This window comes from Curtobacterium pusillum, assembly GCF_013359865.1.
Classification (GTDB): Bacteria; Actinomycetota; Actinomycetes; order Actinomycetales; family Microbacteriaceae; genus Curtobacterium; species Curtobacterium pusillum.
This window is the reverse complement of the sequence record NZ_JABMCE010000063.1, coordinates 1-21,546: the sequence shown is the minus strand read 5'-3', so window position 1 is coordinate 21,546 and position 21,546 is coordinate 1. Positions and strand designations below refer to the sequence as shown.

Sequence of the window (21,546 nt, the reverse complement as noted above, 5' to 3'; positions counted from 1 at the left end):
ATCAGCTCCCGAACTGGAGGTTGGGCATGCTCACGGTGCTCCGGAGCGAGACGTTGTCGGCGGCGCCCGCCTTCGTCGGGTTCCGCTCACCGACCGTGAGTTCGAGCGGGACCGAGCGCACCGACTGGAGATCCGTGGCGCTCAGCCCGGTCGCCCCCGGCGTGAGGACCTCCCCCCCGGCGTCCTTGTACGTGAAGAGCGGTGTCGAGCCGGAGGCAGCGGGGACGGCCGACGTCGCGAGGACGAGCGTCGACGTCGGGGTTGCGGAGAGCGTCGCGGTCGAAGCGCGGGGGAAGTCGTAGTAGCTCTTCGTCGTGTCGGTCGGCGTGCCGTTCCACTTCGTCTCGGTGATGGTGCCCTTGGCCGGGTCGAGCGTGAACTGCACCTCGACCGGTTGGACGTCCACCGCGGAGTTGAGGTTGATGTACGCGAAGAACCGCACGGACGTGGCGGAGGCGTACTGGAAGGCGTACTGCGTGTCGATGCCGCTCGGCACCGGGTTGTTCGATGCCACCCGGAACATGCGCTGCATCTCCCGCATTGCGGTCGAGGCGACTCGGGTGTTGCCGTCGATGCCGGACGTGACGCTCGACGCCTTCGACACGGACACGAAGAACGCGCCGGCCATCGCCAGCACGAGGATGCTGACGCTCATCGCGACGAGGAGCTCCGCGAGCGAGATGCCACGGTCCTCACGCCCGAGGCGGCGGAGCGCCCGCATCACGGGGTCCGCCTGGGGTCGAGCATCACCTTGTTGGAACTCGTCGACACACCTGTCGAGCTCGTCACGCTGGGCGTCCCGCTCGCGAACGCGATCGTGACGAGCCCGTTCACGATCTTGGTCACCGTGCCCGACCTCAACGTGTACGTGCCGTACGGCAGACCGATCGTCGCCGTCCCACCGGTGGGCAGACCCGTGAACGTGTACGTCGTGGTCGTCGCGCACCCCGGATCGCCCGAGTTCGAGACCGGTGTGGTGGTCGTCGCCGTCAGTGCGTTGTCCGCCGTGCCGGCGAGCTTGACCGTGATGATCTGCACCGGTGCCTTCACCGCATTCGTCGCGCCGATCGTCTGCGGGTTGTTCCGCGGGGCCACGGCGGTGCCGTTCGCGGTCGTCCACGCCTCCGGATCGTTGCTGAGGCAGGTCGAGGGCGTCCCGGCGATCACCTGGTAGCCGTCGGTGAAGGGGAACACCTTCGCGGTGGTGCCCACGACATAGGGGCCGTAGTCGGCCGCCTTGTGCCGCAAGGTCACCGGAACGGTCGTCGGCGAGGTGAACGCCGTCGTGCTTGCGTTCGGGTCGGACCACTGCGGCGACAGCGCCATCACGGTGTCGTAGTTGAAGTTCGCGGCAGCCGTCTGGTTCGCCGTCACCGTCACCGTCGTCGACGGGGTCGTGGTCTGCGAACCGAGGGACCCGGCGGACGTGCCGTCGTCGATCGAGCTCGATTTCGAGAGCTTCACGTCGTACCGCCCCGGCTTGACGTTGAGCGCGTAGGTGCACCCGTTCGCATCCGTGTTCGCGATCGTCGAGGTGATCGCCGTAGCACCGCTCGGGTTGCTGGCGTTCGGGGCGATCGAGACTGACACTCCCTGGTTCCCGGCACCGGACGCGGTGCTCACCGAGACGATGACGGTACCGAGGTTCGCCGCCGTGACCGATGTCGTCGGGGCCACGAGGCTGTTCATCGACACCGACTGCTCGGACCCGCCGGTACCGGCGGTCCAGGTGACCGTCATCGAGACCCGCTTGTAAGCGAGCGGGCCGCCCCCGCCGGCACCGCAGGCGTTCGCGGAGCCCGCACTCGGGACCCACCGCGCGACCTGCTTCACGGTGTAGACGACACCGTCCCGCTTCGTGGGGGTGGTCTGGTCCGTCACGGCGAAGAGGTTGGCGTCCGTGCGCGCGGCGTCGATGGCGTCCTGCGCGAGGCCGATGGCGACCTCACGGGAGCGCGAGCCGTGGGCGAGGTAGAGGGAGCTGACGATACCGGTGGCGACGCCCGCGGCGATCATCGCGAACACGGTCATCGCGACGAGGACCTCGACGATGGAGAAGCCCTCGTCGTGCTCGCGGGTCTCGCGCAGCAGGGTGGTCAGTCGCAGCACAGGGTCACCTCCCGTCGGTCATCGATGTGCAACGAAGGGCGGACCCGGCCCACGATGAGTCAAAGTCCGCCCCACGTTCAGGTCGGATCAGCCGCAGCTTCCAGTGGCGACCCCGCCGTCGTCCTCGACCTTGAACGGATTCCCCGCGTTGCTGATCGCGTCGATGCAGAACGTGCCGTCAGTCGAGCTCGTGTCGCTGATCGTGGGCGCCTGTGCATCATCGGCGGAGTAGTCACTGGGTGAGTATCCCGTCACGCCGGCCGCCGTCGTGAGCGCGGAGGGGAGAGCGTTGTGCTCCGTGTAGTACGAAACAACCGCGGTCTTCGCGTTCTCGAGGTCGGACTTCGCCGCCGAGTCTTTCGCGTTGTTCTGCACCCCGATGTACACCGGAATGGCGATCGCGGCGAGGATGCCGATGATGATCACGACGACCAGGAGCTCGATGAGCGTGAAGCCCTTCTCCTTGTCCTCGAGGAGGCCCTTGCGGCGAGCGTCGAGCTTGCCCATGAGAGCGAAGTACATGGTGGTTTCCATTCTTCTGGGAATGCGATGAGGGGTTGTGCCGGGGACTGCTCCGCCGCCGCTGACAAGAGTATTCAGCGACTTTTCTCGTCATAATCCCGAGAACGGGGGGTGAATGGGCATCGAATCACCCCCATTACCGGGGGCAGGACCCGCAATCCCGCCCCCGCACGAGGGCCAGCGGAACAGCCGGCTACTTGACCAGGGTCGTGATCTGGAAGATCGGCAGGTACAGCGCGACGATCATCCCGCCGACCACGACGCCGAGGAACGCGATGAGCAGCGGCTCGATGAGCGAGGTGAGCGCCTCTGTCGTCGCTTCGACTTCGCTGTCGTAGAACACCGAGATCTTCTCGAGCATGATCTCGAGCGAGCCGGCGTCCTCACCCACGGCGACCATTTGCGACACCATGGTCGGGAACACCGTTTCCTTCGCGAGCGGAGCTGCGATCGATTCACCTTTCCGTACCGATTCAGAAACGCGTTGCAGTGCTTTCTCGACCACGAAGTTGTTCGACACTTCTCCGGCGATCTGCAATGCCTGCAAAATCGGGACACCGGCACCGATCATGTTCGAGAGATTGCGAGTGAAACGCGCGATGACGATCTTCTGGTTGAGTTGCCCGAAGACCGGGAGCTTCAGTTTCACCGGGTCGACGGCACCTCGGACCCGATCGGTGTTCTTGTTCCCCCGCCACCAGAACCACCCGAGGACGATCGCAACGAGGAGGACCGGCCCGACGTAGACCATGGCGTGCGACGCGTACACGAGCATCATCGTCGGCAGCGGGAGCTGCCCGCCGAGCGACGAGAACATCTTCTGGAAGATCGGCACGATGAAGATGAGCATCACCATGACCGCGACGAGCGACATGACGAGCACCACGACCGGGTACGTCATCGCCGACTTGATCGTCGACCGGAGCTTGTGCTCCTTCTCGAAGTTCGTGGCGATCGAGTCCATCGCCTGATCGAGGAAGCCGCCGGTCTCCCCGGCCCGGATCATGTTGATCATGATCGGTGGGAAGTCCACCGGGTACTTCGCGACCGCATCCGAGAAGGAAACACCGCGTTCGACGTCGTCCCGGACCTTGCCGAGGATGTCCTTGAGCTTCTTGTTCTCGGTCTGGTCCGCCAGGATCGACAGCGCCCGGAGCAACGAGAGCCCGGACGAGAGCATGGTCGAGGCCTGACGCGACATGATCGCCAGATCCTTGAGTCCGACGCCCTTCTCGAACCCGGGGATCTTGATCTCGGTCTGCAACCCCGTACCGGGCTTCGCCTCGGTGATCGCGATCGGCGAGACTCCCATCCCCCGCAGGCGCTGGACGACGGCGCCTTCGGACGCGGCGTCGAGCCGTCCCTTGACGAGCTTGCCGGCGCCGTCACGCCCGCGGTAGTCGTACGCGAGCGACATCAGTGCCCTCCGGAGTACTTGTCGCCGAAATCGATCTCGGACGCGGCGATGGCGTCGGCCGAGGAGTCCGACGGCGACTCGACGCGCTGCACCAGCCGGTCGAAGCCCTCGATGTCGTGCACCTTCTCCATCGCGGCCTTGCGCGTGATGGTGCCCACGTTGACGAGTTCGGCGAGGTCCTGGTCCATCGTGTGCATGCCCGCGTCACGTCCGGCCTGCATGGCGGAGGTGATCTGGTACGTCTTGCCCTCGCGGACGAGGTTCCCGATGGCCGGGGTGGTCTTCATGATCTCGGTGGCGACGACACGGCCTGCCCCGTTGGCCTTCGGCACGAGCGTCTGGCACACGACGCCCTCGAGCGTGGAGGCGAGCTGCGTGCGGATCTGTCCCTGCTGGTGCGGCGGGAACACGTCGATGACACGGTCGATGGTGCCGGGGGCGCTCTGCGTGTGCAGGGTGGCGAACACGAGGTGCCCGGTCTCCGCGGCGGTGAGGGCGACGGAGATGGTCTCGAGGTCGCGGAGCTCGCCGATGAGGATGACGTCGGGGTCCTGGCGCAGGACGTGCTTGAGGGCAGCGGCGAAGGAGTGCGTGTCGGCGCCGACCTCGCGCTGATTGATGATCGCCTTCTTGTGCTCGTGCATGAACTCGATCGGGTCCTCGACCGTCACGATGTGGTCGGCGCGGGTCTCGTTGACGAGGTCGATGAGCGCGGCGAGGGTGGTGGACTTGCCGGAGCCGGTGGGCCCCGTGACGAGGACGAGTCCGCGCGGCAGCTTCGCGAACTCACCGACGTGCTCGGGGATGCCGAGCTGCTTCAGCGTCTTGATCTTGGTGGGGATGATGCGGAACGCCGCACCCCAGTTGCCCCGCTGCTGGTAGTAGTTCACGCGGAAGCGGTACTCCGGCGACAGCGAGTACGCGAAGTCGAGTTCCTGCTCGTGGTCGAACTGCCCGGCCTGCTCGACGGACAGCAGCGTCTTGAGGGCTGCGATGACCTTGTTGCGCGCCCACGGGCCTCCCGGGACGGCGGGTCGCAGGGATCCATCGACGCGGACGGTCGGCGCAGCGTCTGCAGTGAGGTGGAGGTCGGATGCCCCCTGGTAGACCACCTGTGCGAGCGCGGTGATGAGGTCGGGGTCCGCCACTTCACGCGCGTGGCGCGTGAAGTGGATCTCGTCGTGTCCAGCGGGAGCGGGTGCGTGGGTGCTGGTGACGGGGACGGACTGGAGGATCGTGGTGGGGACCGCGGGCACGACCGGCAGGTGCTGGGTCGCGGCATCGGCGTACCCGTAGGACGCGGTCGAGGGCGGGACGGCTGCGGGCGGCGTCGCGGGGGCCGCCTGCGGCTGCGCGACGGGCACGGCGACGGGGTCGCCGGCGGGAGCGGGCCACGCGGCGGTGTCACTGGACAGGTCGTAGACCGGCGTGGCCGAGGCGGGCGCGATCTGCGCCTCCAGGGCCGGCGACGTCGGCTGTTCGGCCGCGGCGGCGGCGAGCCGTGCCGCGCGGCGGCCACCGACCTCGTTGCCGGGCCGTCCCGGGTGCCACCCGGCGACGGGGTCGTCGCCGGGGACGGAGATGTCGTAGACGGAATCGGTCATCGTTCCACTCCCCCGCCTACGCGACCACGCGCAGGATCTCGTCGATGCTCGTCATGCCGAGCTTGACCTTCTCCCACCCGTCCTGGCGGAGGGTGAGCATGCCCTGCTGCTGGGCGACACGGCTGATCTCGGCGCTCGAGGCCCTGGAGACGGCGAGGCGCTCGATCTCCTCGGTGACGGTCATCACCTCGTGCAGGGCGATGCGGCCGCGGTACCCGGTGTTCGAGCAGACCGCACAGCCGGCCGGGCCGAAGAACTCCGGCACGGGGGTGTCCTCGGACGGCACGAAGCCGAGCGCCACGAGCTGCGCGGGCGTGTACTGCGCCGGGGCCTTGCACCGGTCGCACAGCCGGCGGGCGAGGCGCTGTGCCACGACCGAGTCGAGCGCGGACCCGACGAGGAACGGCTCGATGTCCATCTCGGTCAACCGGGTGATCGCCGAGGGCGCGTCGTTCGTGTGCAGGGTCGAGAGCACGAGGTGGCCGGTGAGCGAGGCCTCGATCGCGATCTGCGCGGTCTCGTGGTCGCGGATCTCACCGAGGAGCACGACGTCGGGGTCCGAGCGGAGGATCGACCGGAGCGCCGAGGCGAACGTGAGTCCGGCCTTCGGGTTGACCTGCACCTGGTTGATGCCGGCCATCCGGTACTCGACCGGGTCCTCGACGGTGATGACGTTGATCTCCGGGCGGGCGACGGCGTTGAGCGTCGTGTACAGCGTCGTCGACTTGCCGGAGCCGGTCGGGCCGGTGACGAGGATCATGCCGTACGGCTTCGAGTAGGAGCGCTGGTACGCCTCGAAGTTCTGCTCGAGCAGGTTGAGGTCCTTGAGGGACATCGACGTGTTCGTGTTGTCGAGGATCCGCATGACGACCTTCTCGCCCCACACCGTGGGGAGGGTCGCGACGCGGAGGTCGATCTGCCGGCCGCCGTGGCGCACCGACATGCGGCCGTCCTGCGGCTTCCGACGCTCGGCGATGTCGATGTCGCTCATGATCTTCAGGCGGCTGATGACGCCGTTCTGGATGTTCTTCGGCGCCGGGGCCATCTCGTGCAGCACGCCGTCGATGCGGTAGCGGACACGGACCTCGTGCTCGCCGGGCTCGATGTGGATGTCGGACGCGTGGTCCTGGATGGCCTGGGAGACGAGCAGGTTCACGAAGCGGACGATCGGGACGTCGTCGAGCGAGCCGTCGGTCAGGTCGACCTGCTGCTGCGCCTGCGCGGACGCTTCTTCCTCGAGCGAGGACGTCAGGTCGTTCAGCTCGTCGTCGGCTCGGAGGTACCGGTCGAGCGCCGCGGCGAGGTCGCGCTCCTCGACCTGCAGCGGCTTCACGGGCCGGCCGGAGGCGGTGCGGGCGTCGTCGATCGCGAGCACGTTCGTCGGGTTCACCATCGCGAGCACGAGGGTCTCTCCCTCGAACCCGACGCCGAGCACGCCGTGACGTCGGCAGAGCGCCGCGGGCAGCATCGACACCGCGGTGCCGTCGACGGGGTAGTCGGTCAGCGGGACGGTCTTCGAGTTGTTCGACGCGGCGCGGGCGGTGATGTACTGCGCCTCGCTGACGACGCCCTGGTCGACGAGCGATCGGATCGAACGGTCGTCGATCTCCTCGTCGCCGGTCATGGAGTCGAGGTGCTCGATCGGCAGGGCTCCGTTGAGGATGAGGATCTCGGACAGCGTGGCCATGTGCTCCGGAGCCTCCTTCGGGTCGCGCGTGGGACGTGGGGACGTGCACCGCAGTCGTTCGGCGCCCGACCACGCTACGTCCGCGTCGAGCGGACACCGCAGTCCCACAACGAGGGGGCGAGGGGGTGTTCCGTGGCCCCAGTGCAGGGGTACCCGCGATTGCCGGTGACCCGGGGAGCCCGCGTCAGAGCGGCGTCGACGCGGTGACGTGCACCTCGCCCGCGACGAACCCGAGGCGTTCGTAGATCCGGCCGGCACCGCTCGGGTTCTCGGCGTCGACGTGCAACACCGCGGCGGACAGGCCGTCGGCGCGGATCGCCTGCAGCACGGCGTCGAGGACGATCGGCGCGAGCCCCCGGCCACGCGCCGCCCGGACGACCCCGACCCAGTGCACGTAGCCGTACGACCGGCCACGGGCCGCGAAGCCGTCCGGGTCCACCTCGACGATCCCGAACGCCACGATCCTGCCGTCGCGGGCGAGCACGACGCGTCCGAGGTCGAGCCGGCTCTTGGACGCGGTGAGGAACCCCCGCCAGTCGGACTCGACCATCGGCTGCGATCCCCAGTGGTCGCGGAAGGCGTCGTTCTTGGCGGCGCGCAACGGCTCGATGTCGTCGGTCGTCGCCGCACGCACGACGAACCCGTCCGGCAACGCCGGCACATCGCGCTCCTCGTGCTCGTCGAACACCACCTGCATGTCGACCCAGTTGCGGGTCGGCTCGAATCCGAAACGCGCCGCGAGTCGGAGCGAGCCGGCGCCCTGCGGGGCACCGACCTCGACGGTGGCGGGCAGCTCGAGGTCGAGCGCTGCGAGCCGCTGCCGGGCACGACCGATCTGCCACGCGAGCACCCGCCGTCCGATGCCCCGCCCGCGCAGCACGGGGTGGACCGCGCCGTCGAGCACCACCCGTGCGGCGGTGACCCGGGAGGGAACGTCGATGACGATGCCGTAGGCCTGCACATGCCCCTCAGCATCGACGCCGACGAGGGTGTCACGCGCGATGTCGAGCCCTTCGGTGGACAACGTCCGCTCGAAGTCCGCTGTGGAGGGACGGGCATGCGGGTCGTCGACCGACGCAGCAGCCACGGCGAGGGAGTGCACGGCGTCGAGGTCGTCCCGCGAACCCGCCCGGAACGTCAGCCCGCCGGTCGGCATCGGGGGTTCGAGGTGGGCCGGGGCCGTGATCCGTTCGCGCAGCGTCGCCATCCCACCAGACTGCCAGCCGGCAGGACGGTCACCTCACCAAAGTGCTCGACGCGCACGTCCGCTGCGGGACATGATGAGTCATGGACATCACGAGTGTGACCGTGGGGCTGCCCGTCACCGACATCGAGGCGTCCTGCCTCTGGTACGGCGCCGTGTTCGAACGTGCCGAGCCCGACCTCGAGCCGGACGACGGCATCGCCGAGTACGAGGTCGGCGGCATCTGGATCCAGCTCTACGAGGACGAGGACGCCGAGGAGAACCCGGTCAGCGTCCGGTTCGGCGTCGACGACGTCGCCGCCCAGCACGCACGAATCGGCGCTCTCGGCATCGACATCGGTCCCGTCGAGTGCGTCGACGGTGCCGTCGACTGGTTCGACGTCCGCGACCCGGACGGCAACGTCCTCAGCCTGTTCTCACTGGTCGACGAGACCGGCCGCGGCTCCGGGCGCGACAACGGCGCCGACCGCGCGGTCTGACGCACCGACGGGACCCCAGGGCGGACTGGAGGCGCGGGTCGGCCCCGCACCGCACCTCCAGTCCGCCCGACGGTCACGACCGCGAGCCGCAACGGGAAAGGCCCCGCGTCCTGACGGATGCGGGGCCTTTCGACGTCACTGGGTTCAGTTGTAGGTGCCCGGCGTGAAGTCGTCCGACGAGAAGCTGTCGAAGTCGACGAAGCTCAGGTCGGCGTCCGAGAACGACGAGTCGTCCGCGAAGATGCGGTTCGGGTACCGCTCCGCCTTCGCTTCTTCCGTCGCGTTCACGTCCACGTCGCGGTACCGGCTGAGGCCCGTCCCGGCGGGGATGAGCTTACCGATGATGACGTTCTCCTTGAGGCCGACGAGGTGGTCCTGCTTGCCCTCCATGGCCGCCTGCGTGAGGACGCGGGTGGTCTCCTGGAAGGACGCGGCGGACAGCCACGACTCGGTCGCGAGGGACGCCTTCGTGATGCCCATGACCTCCTGGCGAGCGGAAGCGGTCTTGCGACCCTCCTGCAGCGCCGCCCGGTTGAGCGCGTTGTACCGCGAACGGTCCACGAGCTCGCCCGGGAGCAGGTCGGTGTCGCCGTGGTCGACGACGGTGACCTTGCGGAGCATCTGGCGCACGATGACCTCGATGTGCTTGTCGTGGATCGGCACGCCCTGCGAGCCGTACACGTCCTGCACACCGTTGACGAGGTGCTTCTGGACCTCGCGCACACCCTTGACCCGGAGGACCTCCTTCGGGTCGACCGTGCCGGCGATGAACTGCTCGCCGAGCTCGACGTGCTGGCCGTCCTCGATGAGGAGGGTCGCGCGCTTGAGCACCGGGTAGATGAACGGCTCGTCGCCGTTGTCCGGCGTGAGGATGATGCGACGACCCTTGTCGGTGTCCTCGATCGTGACGCGGCCGGGGGCCTCGGCGATCGGGGACGCACCCTTCGGGGTACGCGCCTCGAACAGCTCGGTGACACGCGGCAGACCCTGGGTGATGTCGTCCGCGGACGCGGAACCACCCGTGTGGAAGGTACGCATCGTCAGCTGGGTACCGGGCTCACCGATGGACTGGGCGGCGATGATGCCGACCGCCTCGCCGATGTCGACGAGGTTGCCCGTGGCGAGCGAACGGCCGTAGCACTTCGCGCAGACACCGACGCTCGACTCGCAGGTCAGGACCGAGCGCACCTTGATGCTCTCGACACCCGCCGCGACGAGCTTGTCGATGAGGACGTCGCCGACGTCCTCGCCGGCCTCGGCCACGACCGTGCCCTGGGCGTCCACCGCTTCGGTCGCGAGGGTCCGCGAGTACACGGTGTTCTCGACGCGTGCGTCACGGACGAGCTTGCCGTCGGCGCCGACGGTCGCGATCGGGAGCTCGAGGCCCCGGCTGGTGCCGCAGTCGTCCTCGCGGATGATGACGTCCTGCGAGACGTCCACGAGACGACGGGTGAGGTACCCGGAGTCCGCGGTACGGAGCGCGGTGTCGGCAAGACCCTTGCGAGCACCGTGCGTGGCGATGAAGTACTCCGCCACGGTCAGGCCCTCGCGGTACGAGTTGATGATCGGGCGGGCGATGATCTCACCCTTCGGGTTGTTCACCAGACCGCGCATACCGGCGATGTTGCGCACCTGCAGCCAGTTACCACGAGCACCCGACGACACCATGCGGTTGATGGTGTTGTCCACGGGGAAGTTGTCGCGCATCTCCTGCGCGATCTCGTTCGTGGCCTCGGTCCAGATCTTGATCAGGTCGGCGCGGCGCTCCGCGTCGGTGATCAGACCCTTGTCGAACTCGCCCTGCACCTTGGCGGCCTGCGCCTCGTAGCCCGCGATGATCTCCTTCTTGCGAGGAGGCGTCACGACGTCGGAGAGCGCGACGGTCACACCGGAGCGCGTGCCCCAGTAGAAGCCGGCGTCCTTGATCCGGTCCAGCGCGGCGGCCGTCTCGGTCTTGGAGTAGCGCTCGGCGAGGTCGTTGACGATCGCGGAGAGGGTGCCCTTGTCGGCGACCTTCTGGACGAACGGGTAGTCTGCCGGGAGGGTCTCGTTGAAGAGCGCACGGCCCAGGGTCGTCTCGACCAGCACCGGCTCGCCCTGCACGTAGCCCTCCGGAGCCTCGCCCTCGGCGAAGTACACGTCGGACATGCGGATCTTGACGAGCGCGTTGAGGTGCAGCGTGTTCTGGTCCTTCGCGAGGATGGCCTCGGCGACGGAGGAGAACGCACGACCCTCACCCACGGCGCCCTCGCGGACGGTCGTGAGGTGGTGCAGACCGATGATCATGTCCTGTGCGGGCAGGGTCACCGGGCGGCCGTCGGACGGCTTGAGGATGTTGTTCGAGGCGAGCATCAGGATGCGGGCCTCGGCCTGGGCCTCCACCGAGAGCGGCAGGTGCACGGCCATCTGGTCGCCGTCGAAGTCCGCGTTGAACGCAGCACACACGAGCGGGTGGAGCTGGATGGCCTTGCCCTCGACGAGCTGCGGCTCGAACGCCTGGATGCCCAGACGGTGCAGCGTCGGCGCACGGTTCAGCAGCACGGGGCGCTCGCGGATGATCTCCTCGAGCACGTCCCACACCTGCGGACGCGAACGCTCGACCATGCGCTTGGCCGACTTGATGTTCTGCGCGTGCGACAGGTCGATGAGGCGCTTGATGACGAACGGCTTGAAGAGCTCCAGCGCCATCTGCTTGGGCAGACCGCACTGGTGCAGCTTCAGCTGCGGGCCGACGATGATGACCGAACGGCCGGAGTAGTCGACGCGCTTGCCGAGCAGGTTCTGGCGGAAACGACCCTGCTTTCCCTTGAGCATGTCGCTCAGGGACTTCAGGGCACGGTTGCCGGTACCCGTGACCGGACGACCACGACGACCGTTGTCGAACAGCGCGTCGACCGCTTCCTGCAGCATGCGCTTCTCGTTGTTCACGATGATCTCGGGGGCACCGAGGTCGAGCAGGCGACGGAGACGGTTGTTGCGGTTGATCACACGACGGTAGAGGTCGTTGAGGTCGCTCGTGGCGAAGCGGCCACCGTCGAGCTGCACCATCGGGCGGAGCTCCGGCGGGATGACCGGGACGACGTCGAGCACCATCGCGGCCGGCGAGTTGCCGGTGGCGAGGAAGGAGCTGACGACGCGCAGACGCTTGATCGCGCGGATCTTCTTCTGGCCCTTGCCCTCGGCGATCTGCAGGCGCAGCGCCTCGGCCTCGGCGGCCAGGTCGAACGCCTCGAGCCGCAGCTTGATCGCCTCGGCGCCCATGTAGGCGTCGAAGTAGATCCCGAAGCGGTCCTGGAGCTCGTGGAAGACGGCGTCCTCGGGCTTGAGGTCGCCCACCTTGAGGTTGCGGAAGTCCTCCCACACGCGCTCGAGACGGGTGATGTCCTCGTCGAACGACTTGCGGACCTGGGACATCTCCTTCTCGGCGGTGTCCTTGGTGCGGCGCTTGACGTCGGCCTTGGCGCCCTCTTCCTCGAGCGCTGCGAGGTCGTCCTCGAGCTTCTTGAGGCGGTCGGCGATGATCGAGTCGCGCTGGTTCTCGAGGTTCTTGATCTCGAGGCGCATCTCGTTCTCGAGACCCGGCATGTCCGCGTGGCGGCCCTCTTCATCGATGTCGATGATCATGTACGCCGCGAAGTAGATGACCTTCTCGAGGTCCTTCGGCGCCATGTCGAGGAGGTAGCCCAGGCGCGACGGGACGCCCTTGAAGTACCAGATGTGCGTGACGGGCGCGGCGAGCTCGATGTGGCCCATGCGCTCACGGCGGACCGAGGACTTGGTGACCTCGACGCCGCAGCGCTCGCAGACGATGCCCTTGAACCGGACGCGCTTGTACTTGCCGCAGGCGCACTCCCAGTCGCGGGAGGGACCGAAGATCTGCTCGCCGAACAGACCGTCCTTCTCGGGCTTGAGGGTGCGGTAGTTGATGGTCTCCGGCTTCTTGACCTCGCCGTACGACCACTGGCGGATGTCCTCGGCCGTGGCGAGGCCGATCCGCAGTGCGTCAAATGAAGTTGCTTCGAGCAATGTTCTTCTCTCTAGCTGGATTCGTTACGAGTACGGGCGGGATCAGATGTCGTCGACGGACGACGACTCGAACCGCGAGGAGATGTTGATGCCGAGCTCTTCGGCGGCACGGAAGACCTCGTCGTCCGTGTCGCGGAGGCTGACCGCCTGGCCGTCGGCCGAGAGGACCTCGACGTTCAGACAGAGCGACTGCATCTCCTTCATGAGGACCTTGAACGACTCCGGGATACCCGGCTCCTGGATGTTCTCGCCCTTGACGATCGCCTCGTAGACCTTCACGCGGCCGAGGATGTCGTCGGACTTGATCGTCAGGAGCTCCTGGAGGGCGTAGGCGGCGCCGTACGCCTCGAGCGCCCACACCTCCATCTCGCCGAAGCGCTGTCCACCGAACTGCGCCTTACCACCCAGCGGCTGCTGCGTGATCATCGAGTACGGACCGGTCGAACGGGCGTGGATCTTGTCGTCGACCAGGTGGTGCAGCTTGAGGATGTACATGTAGCCGACCGACACGGGCTCCGGGAACGGCTCGCCGGAGCGGCCGTCGAAGAGCTGCGCCTTGCCGGACGAACCGATCAGACGCTCGCCGTCGCGGTTCGGGAGCGTGCTGTCGAGGAGGCCCTCGATCTCACGCTCGTACGCACCGTCGAACACCGGGGTGGCGACCTTCGTGCCGGGCGCCGCGCTGTGGGCGGCCTCGGGGAGAGCCGAAGCCCACTCCTGGATGCCCTCGACGTTCCAGCCCTGCTTCGCGAGCCATCCGAGGTGGATCTCGAGCACCTGGCCGAAGTTCATGCGGCCGGGGACGCCGAGCGGGTTCAGCACGATGTCGACCGGGGTGCCGTCGGCGAGGAACGGCATGTCCTCGACCGGCAGGATCGTCGAGATGACGCCCTTGTTGCCGTGACGACCGGCGAGCTTGTCGCCCGCGGTGATCTTGCGCTTCTGGGCGATGTAGACGACCACGCGCTGGTTGACGCCCGAGCCGAGCTCGTCGTCGCCGTCCTGCGCGTCGAACACCTTGACGCCGATGATCGTGCCCTCTTCACCGTGGGGCACCTTCAGCGAGGTGTCGCGGACTTCGCGCGACTTCTCGTTGAAGATGGCGCGGAGGAGGCGCTCTTCGGCGCTGAGCTCGGTCTCGCCCTTCGGCGTGACCTTGCCGACCAGGATGTCGCCGGGGCGGACCTCGGCACCGATGCGGATGATGCCGCGCTCGTCGAGGTCGGCCAGGAGGTCCGGGCTGACGTTCGGGAGGTCGCGGGTGATCTCTTCCTTGCCGAGCTTCGTGTCGCGGGCGTCGACCTCGTACTCCTCGATGTGGATCGAGGAGAGCGTGTCGTCCTTCACGAGGTTCTGCGACAGGATCATCGCGTCCTCGTAGTTGTAGCCCTCCCACGGCATGAACGCGACGAGGAGGTTCTTGCCGAGCGCGAGCTCGCCGTTCTCCGTCGCGGGGCCGTCGGCGATGACCTCGCCCTGCTCCACGCGCTCGCCCGCCGAGACGACCACGCGGTGGTTGTAGCTCGTGCCCTGGTTCGAGCGGTCGAACTTGCGCAGGTAGTAGGTCTGCGTGCCGCCCTCGTCGAGCTGCAGGGTCACGGCGTCGGCCGAGACCTCGGAGACCACACCGGCCTTGTCGGCGGTGACGACGTCACCGGCGTCGATGGCGGTGTAGCCCTCCATGCCGGTGCCGACGAGCGGCGACTCGGAACGGAGGAGCGGCACGGCCTGGCGCTGCATGTTCGCACCCATGAGGGCGCGGTTCGCGTCGTCGTGCTCGAGGAACGGGATGAGCGACGTCGCGACCGACACCATCTGGCGCGGGGAGACGTCCATGTAGTCGACCTCGTCCTTGCCGACGAGCTCGACCTCGCCGCCCTTCTTCCGGACGAGCACCTTGTCGTCCTGGAAGTGGAAGGAGTCGGTGAGCGGGGCGTTCGCCTGCGCGACGACGAAGTCGTCCTCTTCCGAGGCGGTGAGGTAGTCGATGGTCGTGGTGACCTGACCGTTCACGACGCGGCGGTACGGCGTCTCGATGAAGCCGAAGGAGTTGATCCGACCGAACGACGCGAGCGAACCGATCAGGCCGATGTTCGGGCCTTCCGGGGTCTCGATCGGGCACATGCGGCCGTAGTGCGACGGGTGGACGTCACGGACCTCGACGCCGGCGCGCTCACGGGACAGACCACCCGGGCCGAGGGCCGAGAGACGACGCTTGTGCGTCAGACCCGCGAGCGGGTTGTTCTGGTCCATGAACTGCGACAGCTGGGACGTTCCGAAGAACTCCTTGATCGCGGCGACGACCGGACGCACGTTGATGAGCGTCTGCGGCGTGATCGCCTCGATGTCCTGCGTGGTCATGCGCTCGCGGACGACGCGCTCCATGCGGGACAGACCCGTGCGGACCTGGTTCTGGATGAGCTCGCCGACGGCGCGGATGCGACGGTTGCCGAAGTGGTCGATGTCGTCCACGTCGAGCCGCAGCTGCACCGGCTCGCCGTCGCGGACGCCGTCGAGCGTGGTCTTCTCGGCGTGCAGCGAGACGAGGTACTTGATCGTGCGGACGATGTCCTGCACGGTCAGGACCGAGTCGCTGAGGGGCGCGTCGATGCCGAGCTTGCGGTTGACCTTGTAGCGGCCGACCTTCGCGAGGTCGTAGCGCTTCGGGTTGAAGTAGAAGTTGTCGAGGAGCGCACGCGCGGCCTCGGCGGCGACCTGCTCACCCGGACGCAGCTTGCGGTAGATGTCCTTGAGCGCCTCTTCCTTGGTGAGGATGGCGTCCTTCTCGAGGGTCGACTCGATCGAGGCGAAGCCCTGGAACTCGTCGAGGATCTCCTCGCTCGTCATGCCGAGCGCCTTGAGGAAGACCGTCACCGACTGCTTGCGCTTGCGGTCGATGCGCACGCCCACCTGGTCGCGCTTGTCGATCTCGAACTCGAGCCAGGCACCGCGCGAGGGGATGACGCGGGCGGAGTAGATGTCCTTGTCGGAGGTCTTCTCCTGCTGGCGCTCGAAGTACACGCCCGGGGAGCGGACGAGCTGCGAGACCACGACACGCTCGGTGCCGTTGATGATGAACGTGCCGCGCTCGGTCATGAGCGGGAAGTCGCCCATGAACACGGTCTGCGTCTTGATCTCGCCGGTCATGTGGTTCATGAACTCGGCGTTGACGTAGAGCGGCGCGGCGTAGGTCTTGCCACGCTCCTTGCACTCGTCGATCGAGTACTTCGGGTCCTCGAGCTCGGGCGATGTGAAGCCGAGCTGCATGGTCTCGCCGAGGTCCTCGATCGGGGAGATCTCCTCGAAGATCTCCTCGAGGCCGGAGTGCAGTGCGAGGTCGGTGCGACCCTGCTCCTGACCTTCGGCCAGGCGGGCCTTCCAGACGTCGTTGCCGACGAGCCAGTCGAAGCTCTCCGTCTGGAGCGCGAGCAGATCAGGAACCGTGAGGGTGTCCGTGATCTTGGCGAACGAGAGTCGCGAGTGGTTGCGACCGTTCTTGGGGTTGGTGGATGCGTTGGGCGCAGCAGCCAAGGGTTTGACCTCCGGTAGGCCCCGTCGGGCCGGTACTGACGAGCAGCACGTAGGTGAGTGGATTGACGCTTCAGCGCACCCCTCGAAGACACGCGATCACGCGACGGCCGGTGAGCTGTGCACGTGTGCGATGATCTGGGTGGACGGGACCCGCCGACATATACGGGACCGGCACCACCAGGGCACGTTCTGTGAGAACGTTGCGTCGACCGCAATATGACGACACGGATGCCAGGGAGCGCGAACTGCCATCATAGGTCGGGCTCGTCACGGATGTCCAGTCCTGGCTTGACCGAATTCGGCAGTGACGTGTATAAGCCGGTGGACGACCCCGGTGTTCCCGGCTCCGTCAGCGCAGTGCGCGGAACGCCGCCTCCGGCCGTCGCGTCCGCACGAAGGTGACGCGCCCGCGGTCGTCGGTGAACTCGATGCCGAGTCCCGGCGTGAGGATGAGCGCCCGGACGCCGCGGCCGAGCCGCAGCCCGATGCCGCCGTAGGTGGACGCGTCCGCCTCGACGAGTCGCACGTCCGCGATGCGCCGACGAGCGATCCGCCGGGCGGGCAGCGGCCGGAAGTGCAGGACGACGTGGGTGTCCGTCACCGTGAAGCCCGACCGGGCGACGACGAGCAGGAAACCGACGACGACGCCCACCAGCGCGGGTACGAGCAGGGCCGCCTCCGGCGCCTCCCCCGGCCACCCGAGGACCGCCGCGGTGAGCCCGAGCCCCCCGAGCAGCAGCACCGCGCCCACGGCGCGCATCCACGCCGGCGCGTACTCGCGATCGGCGTGCACGGTCGCGGCGGCCCGACGGGAGGCGCTGCGGGCGACGACCGGGCGGGTCGCGGTGACGAGGCGGTTGGTCGGGACGCTCATGGTGTCGGTCATGACTTCGGGCTCCTGCGGATCGTGGTCCGGTCGCGGTGCTCATATTTTACATAGCACACGCAATGTTCTCAATGGCCGACGGCAGGGCCCGGCCACGGGCGACGCGCAGGAGAGCGGAGGGGCCCGGCGCACGCCGACGACGCGCACACGTGGGGCAGTGGGGTTGCCGAACGGACACGCCGCGGTCACGAGCGGGGTGCGGAAGCGCGAGGTGTGGGGCACTGCGCGGATCGACGCACCGAGGTGACGACCCGGTGAACGGTAGGCGACGAGTCTTGGCGTCCGCTGGCCGTTCATGTGCACGCATTCATCCGCGGCTTCGCTCCACCGCCCACGAATGCCGCTGGGAGTGCGGGGCCGGTCAGCGCAGGACGACGGCGACGGCCTCCGCACGGGTTCGGACGCCCAGCTTCGTGAAGACCTGGTTCACGTACGACTTCACGGTCGGCACCGTCAGGAACAGCTCGGCGGCGATCTCCGGGTTCGACCGGCCCTCAGCGATGCGCTCCAGCACGTCGGCCTCGCGCGGGGTGAGCTCCGGGAACCGCGTCCGCAGTCCGGCCGGAGCCTCGGACACCGCTCCGTGCGCGGCCGCGGCGCCGCCCGCGAGCTGCGCCACGAGCCGTGCGCCGACCGTGGCGTCGAAGGTCGACTGCCCCGAGGCCACCGCACGGATCGCGGTCGCGATCTCCGTGCGACCGGCATCCTTCGTGAGGTAGCCGCGGGCACCGGCCCGGAGCGCGGCGACGATGGACTCGTCGTCCGCGTAGGTCGTCAGGACGAGGACGGCGACCTGCGGGTGGGTCGCGGTGATGCGCGCGGTCGCGGTCGGTCCGTCCACACCCGGCATCCGCAGGTCCATGAGCACGACGTCCGGCGCTTCCCGCTCGACAGCGGCGATCGCGTCGGCACCGTCGGGCGCCTCGCCCACGACCTCGAGGTCGGGCACGAGCGAGAGCACCGTCACCAGACCGTCCCGGACGATGGCCTGGTCGTCGACGACGAGCACGCGGATGGTCACGACCGGTCCTCCTCGGCGGCGGCCAGGTCTGCGGGCAGGTGCATCGCCACCACGAACGCGTCGTCGGACCGCTCCGCCTCGACCGTGGCACCGCTGCCGAGCTCCTCGAAGCGTTCGCGCATCCCGAGCAGGCCGTGTCCGTCGCCGGACAGCGGGTTCGCGACGACGACGTCCACGGCGTCGCCGTCCCGGATGACGGAGAGCGAGACGGGACGGCCCGGAGCGTGCCTGCGCGCGTTGCTGAGCGCCTCCCGGACCACCTGGACCACGGCGGCACGGTGGGCCGCATCGAGGTCGGTGAGCGCCGTGTCGCCCTGCGTCACGATCTCGCCGCCGAACGAGCGGTGCGCGTCGACGAGTGCCTCCAGGCCCGCCTCGTGGTCGGTCGTCGGCCGGGAGGAACGGATCGCCTCAGCAGGTCGGCTCGCCTCCGCCTCGGCGTCGCCCCGCAGGGCGCGCACCGCACGTCGTGCCTCGGCGAGGCCGTCCGCGGCCAACGCCCGGGCCTCGCCCGCACGCCTCGTGGCGTCCTCGACCCGGCCGGCCTCCAGCAGCGCCTCGACGGCGTCGAGCTGCAGCACCAGTCCGCCCAGCGAGTGCGCCAGGACGTCGTGGACGTCCCGCGCGGCCCGCGCACGATCGGCGAGGAGCCGAGCGCGCTGCTGCTCCCGTTCGGCCTGGCGCGCCCGCTCCGCGGCGACCCGGAACTGGCGTCGGCTGAACCCGATGAGGACGCCCATCACCAGCCCGCCGCTCGTGCCGAGGACGAACTGGACCGGCACGTGCTCGATCGAGGCGGACACCGCGATCACAAGGATCGCGGCGAGGGCAGCCACCGCCCCGGACCAGAGCGGGGCACGGAGGTTCGAACCGATCAGGACGATCCCGACGATCACCGGGACGATCATCAGCGAATCGGTCGGCACCACCGTCGTGGCCCCCGCGGCGACCATCACCACGCCCGCGACCACGAGCACCCGCGGCGTCCGGCCGAACTCACGGAACACCCACGCGGCGAGCGCCACCCCTCCGAGCGCCCACACCCACGTCGGGTGGTGCAGCGCGAGGCCGTTCTTCACGAACCAGAACCCGACGATCGCGATGCCGAGGGCGTTGAGGCCCCACGCGGCACCCGAACGCGACCGGCCTCCGGGGAGGTCGGTCGGGTCCTGGCCGGTCAGCAGGGTCACCGGACCATCATGCCGCGCGCCTCGCGGTCGTCACGGGGGATGCGCTGGTCGATGACGACGGCCCGGGCCGCACGGTTCAGGGCGAGGACGAGCAGGATCGTGCCGGTCGAGGTGAGCAGGTGTGCGCCGAGGTGGCCGCCGACGACGTCCAGACCGACGCGGACCGCGATGAGCACGATCCAGAGCGCGGCGCCGAGCAGGCCGGTGCGGGACTGGATCGTCCGGCCCTTGCTGTCCGGGGTGGCGACGGTGCGGAAGCGGGTGATGCTGCCCATCGTCAGGCCGACGCCGACCGTGATGAGCGCTTCGATCCCGAGGAACACCACGTCGGTGGTGGTGATCGTGGTCGTCGTCTGGGCGAGGACGACGACGCCGACGATCGCCATGATCAGCGGCGTGCGCCAGATGCGGGTCGGGTCGAGGTACCGCCAGGTCGCCTGGCGGTAGCCGAGGAAGACGACGAGCGCGATCCCGATGAGGACGTTCGCGACGAGCTGGACCGACATGGTGCCTGCCTTTCGAGGAGGTCCGGCGGGTGGGTTCCCGACCGGTGGAACCAGCCTCGTTCGGCGGCCGCGGCGGGCACACCAACCAGGGGTGGGGACGCGGGTGGTGATCGCGGTGGTGTTCGATTGGTGTCATGGCTGATGCGTTCGACGGGTTCCGGATCGGTGCGGGCTACGCGGTGGTGGAGCCGGACCGGCACCGTCCGGGGTCCTTCACGCTCGTGGTGGACGGCACGCCGCAGTCGCACGTCGACCTCGACGACCCGACGCACCTCGCGTTCGAGTACATCCGGCGGATCGGGCACGCCATCGACCTGCTGCCGCCCGGGCCCGTGACCGCGCTGCACCTCGGCGCCGGAGCGCTCACGCTCCCCCGGTACGTCGCCGTCACGCGGCCGGGGTCGAGGCAGCAGGTGATCGAGCTGGAGCGGGACCTCGTCGATCACGTGCGGGACGCGCTGCCGTTCCCCCGCGGGGCGTCGATCCGGGTGCGGTACGGCGACGCGCGTGAGGTCCTGTCGAAGTTGCCCGCGGGCCTCCACGGGACGGTCGACCTCGCCGTGGTGGACGTCTTCGGCGGCTCGCAGATCCCGGCGCACGTGACGAGCATCGAGTTCTACCGTTCGGTGGCCTCGTTCCTGTCGCCGACCGGGATCGTCGCCGTGAACGTGGCGGACGGGGCCGGACTGGCGTTCGCCCGGGGCCAGGCGTCGACGCTGCAGGCGGTGCTGCCGTCGGTGGCGGCGGTCGCGGACACCGGGATGCTCAAGGGCAGGCGGTTCGGGAACATCGTGCTGCTCGGGTCGCCGACCGACCTGCCGGTCGCGGACATGCCTCGCCGGTACTCCTCGGACCCGATGCCGGCGAAGGTCGTGCACGGGGCCGAGCTGCGGGCGTTCATCGCGGGGGCGCCGATCGTCACCGACCAGACCGCGGTCGCGTCGCCGGAGCCGAACCGGAGCGTCTTCGGCGGCTGAGGTCCGGGCCGCCTGCCGGGCCGAACGATGCGCACGCCGAGTTCGACACCGCTCGTGTCGATCGACCGGTGTGATGTCGAAACATGCATCTGCAAGGCATGCGTTGCGCAACCACACGCCGGACGGGTGACACGGTGGCGGACGTGCGCCGTGCCTCCAGTGCGGCGTTCGGTGGGCACGCGGAGGACGCGACTGCCAGGATGGTCCTGAACGACCGCGCAGGAGCGCGACCGAGCGAGGGGAACCCCTGATGACGAACGACGACCGGAGCAACGAGGACCGGACGGGCGACGGCCAGGTGCCGAGCTGGGGCGACGCGCCGCAGCAGCCCGCCGCCGGTGCCGCCCGCGCGGCTGGCGAGCCGCGCTACGGCGAGCGGGTCGACCC

General features: G+C 68.7%; 15 protein-coding genes. 2 read left to right on the top strand and 13 right to left on the bottom strand.

Annotated features, from left to right (window positions below; all coding sequences use genetic code 11):
* Position 1: 1 nt before the first annotated feature.
* From HP507_RS05960 to HP507_RS05930, 7 genes are all read right to left on the bottom strand, one after another.
* Positions 2 to 724, bottom strand: coding sequence for a hypothetical protein (locus tag HP507_RS05960; protein WP_175350926.1), 723 nt, complete (start codon positions 722 to 724; stop codon positions 2 to 4).
* Positions 721 to 2,109 carry a type IV pilus modification PilV family protein gene (locus tag HP507_RS05955; RefSeq protein WP_175350925.1) on the bottom strand — a complete coding sequence of 463 codons (1,389 nt, stop codon included), beginning with the start codon at positions 2,107 to 2,109 and terminating at the stop codon, positions 721 to 723. Before HP507_RS05955 ends, HP507_RS05960 begins: the two co-directional genes overlap by 4 nt.
* Before the next feature lie 87 nt (positions 2,110 to 2,196).
* Entirely contained in the window at positions 2,197 to 2,631 is a 435-nt protein-coding gene (locus HP507_RS18340; RefSeq protein ID WP_333781367.1) for a type IV pilin protein, read from the bottom strand.
* 193 nt (positions 2,632 to 2,824) lie between these two features.
* The gene (locus HP507_RS05945) at positions 2,825 to 4,048 is read right to left on the bottom strand and encodes a type II secretion system F family protein (protein ID WP_175350924.1); all 1,224 of its coding nucleotides are present in this window, start codon (positions 4,046 to 4,048) and stop codon (positions 2,825 to 2,827) included.
* On the bottom strand, positions 4,048 to 5,652 hold the full coding sequence (locus HP507_RS05940; RefSeq protein WP_175350923.1) for a type IV pilus twitching motility protein PilT: 1,605 nt from the start codon (positions 5,650 to 5,652) through the stop codon (positions 4,048 to 4,050). The genes HP507_RS05945 and HP507_RS05940 overlap by 1 nt, the downstream gene beginning before the upstream one ends.
* A gap of 16 nt (positions 5,653 to 5,668) precedes the next feature.
* The gene (locus HP507_RS05935) at positions 5,669 to 7,339 is read right to left on the bottom strand and encodes a GspE/PulE family protein (protein ID WP_175350922.1); all 1,671 of its coding nucleotides are present in this window, start codon (positions 7,337 to 7,339) and stop codon (positions 5,669 to 5,671) included.
* A gap of 184 nt (positions 7,340 to 7,523) precedes the next feature.
* On the bottom strand, positions 7,524 to 8,546 hold the full coding sequence (locus HP507_RS05930; protein ID WP_175350921.1) for a GNAT family N-acetyltransferase: 1,023 nt from the start codon (positions 8,544 to 8,546) through the stop codon (positions 7,524 to 7,526).
* A gap of 80 nt (positions 8,547 to 8,626) precedes the next feature.
* Between HP507_RS05930 and HP507_RS05925 the strand changes: the two genes are divergently transcribed.
* On the top strand, positions 8,627 to 9,022 hold the full coding sequence (locus tag HP507_RS05925; RefSeq protein ID WP_175350920.1) for a VOC family protein: 396 nt from the start codon (positions 8,627 to 8,629) through the stop codon (positions 9,020 to 9,022).
* 144 nt (positions 9,023 to 9,166) lie between these two features.
* Here HP507_RS05925 and rpoC read toward each other — a convergent pair whose 3' ends face one another.
* The 6 genes from rpoC to HP507_RS05895 all read right to left on the bottom strand — a co-directional run bounded on the left by rpoC (position 9,167) and on the right by HP507_RS05895 (position 20,182).
* The gene (gene rpoC / locus HP507_RS05920) at positions 9,167 to 13,048 is read right to left on the bottom strand and encodes a DNA-directed RNA polymerase subunit beta' (RefSeq protein WP_175350919.1); all 3,882 of its coding nucleotides are present in this window, start codon (positions 13,046 to 13,048) and stop codon (positions 9,167 to 9,169) included.
* 42 nt (positions 13,049 to 13,090) lie between these two features.
* A complete protein-coding gene (gene rpoB / locus HP507_RS05915) occupies positions 13,091 to 16,579 on the bottom strand; it encodes a DNA-directed RNA polymerase subunit beta (protein ID WP_175350918.1) in 3,489 nt (1,162 codons plus the stop codon).
* A 349-nt stretch (positions 16,580 to 16,928) separates the two neighbouring features.
* Entirely contained in the window at positions 16,929 to 17,465 is a 537-nt protein-coding gene (locus tag HP507_RS05910) for a hypothetical protein (protein ID WP_175350917.1), read from the bottom strand.
* Between the two features lie 361 nt (positions 17,466 to 17,826).
* Entirely contained in the window at positions 17,827 to 18,486 is a 660-nt protein-coding gene (locus HP507_RS05905) for a response regulator transcription factor (RefSeq protein ID WP_175350916.1), read from the bottom strand.
* Positions 18,483 to 19,676, bottom strand: a complete 1,194-nt coding sequence (locus tag HP507_RS05900) for a sensor histidine kinase (RefSeq protein WP_175350915.1) — start codon at positions 19,674 to 19,676, stop codon at positions 18,483 to 18,485. The genes HP507_RS05905 and HP507_RS05900 overlap by 4 nt, the downstream gene beginning before the upstream one ends.
* Positions 19,673 to 20,182 (bottom strand): hypothetical protein, encoded by a 510-nt coding sequence (locus HP507_RS05895; protein WP_175350914.1) that lies wholly within the window; start codon positions 20,180 to 20,182, stop codon positions 19,673 to 19,675. The genes HP507_RS05900 and HP507_RS05895 overlap by 4 nt, the downstream gene beginning before the upstream one ends.
* A 134-nt stretch (positions 20,183 to 20,316) precedes the next feature.
* Here HP507_RS05895 and HP507_RS05890 point away from each other — a divergent pair, with 134 nt between their 5' ends.
* The gene (locus HP507_RS05890; protein WP_175350913.1) at positions 20,317 to 21,159 is read left to right on the top strand and encodes a spermidine synthase; all 843 of its coding nucleotides are present in this window, start codon (positions 20,317 to 20,319) and stop codon (positions 21,157 to 21,159) included.
* The last annotated feature ends 387 nt before the right edge of the window (positions 21,160 to 21,546 follow it).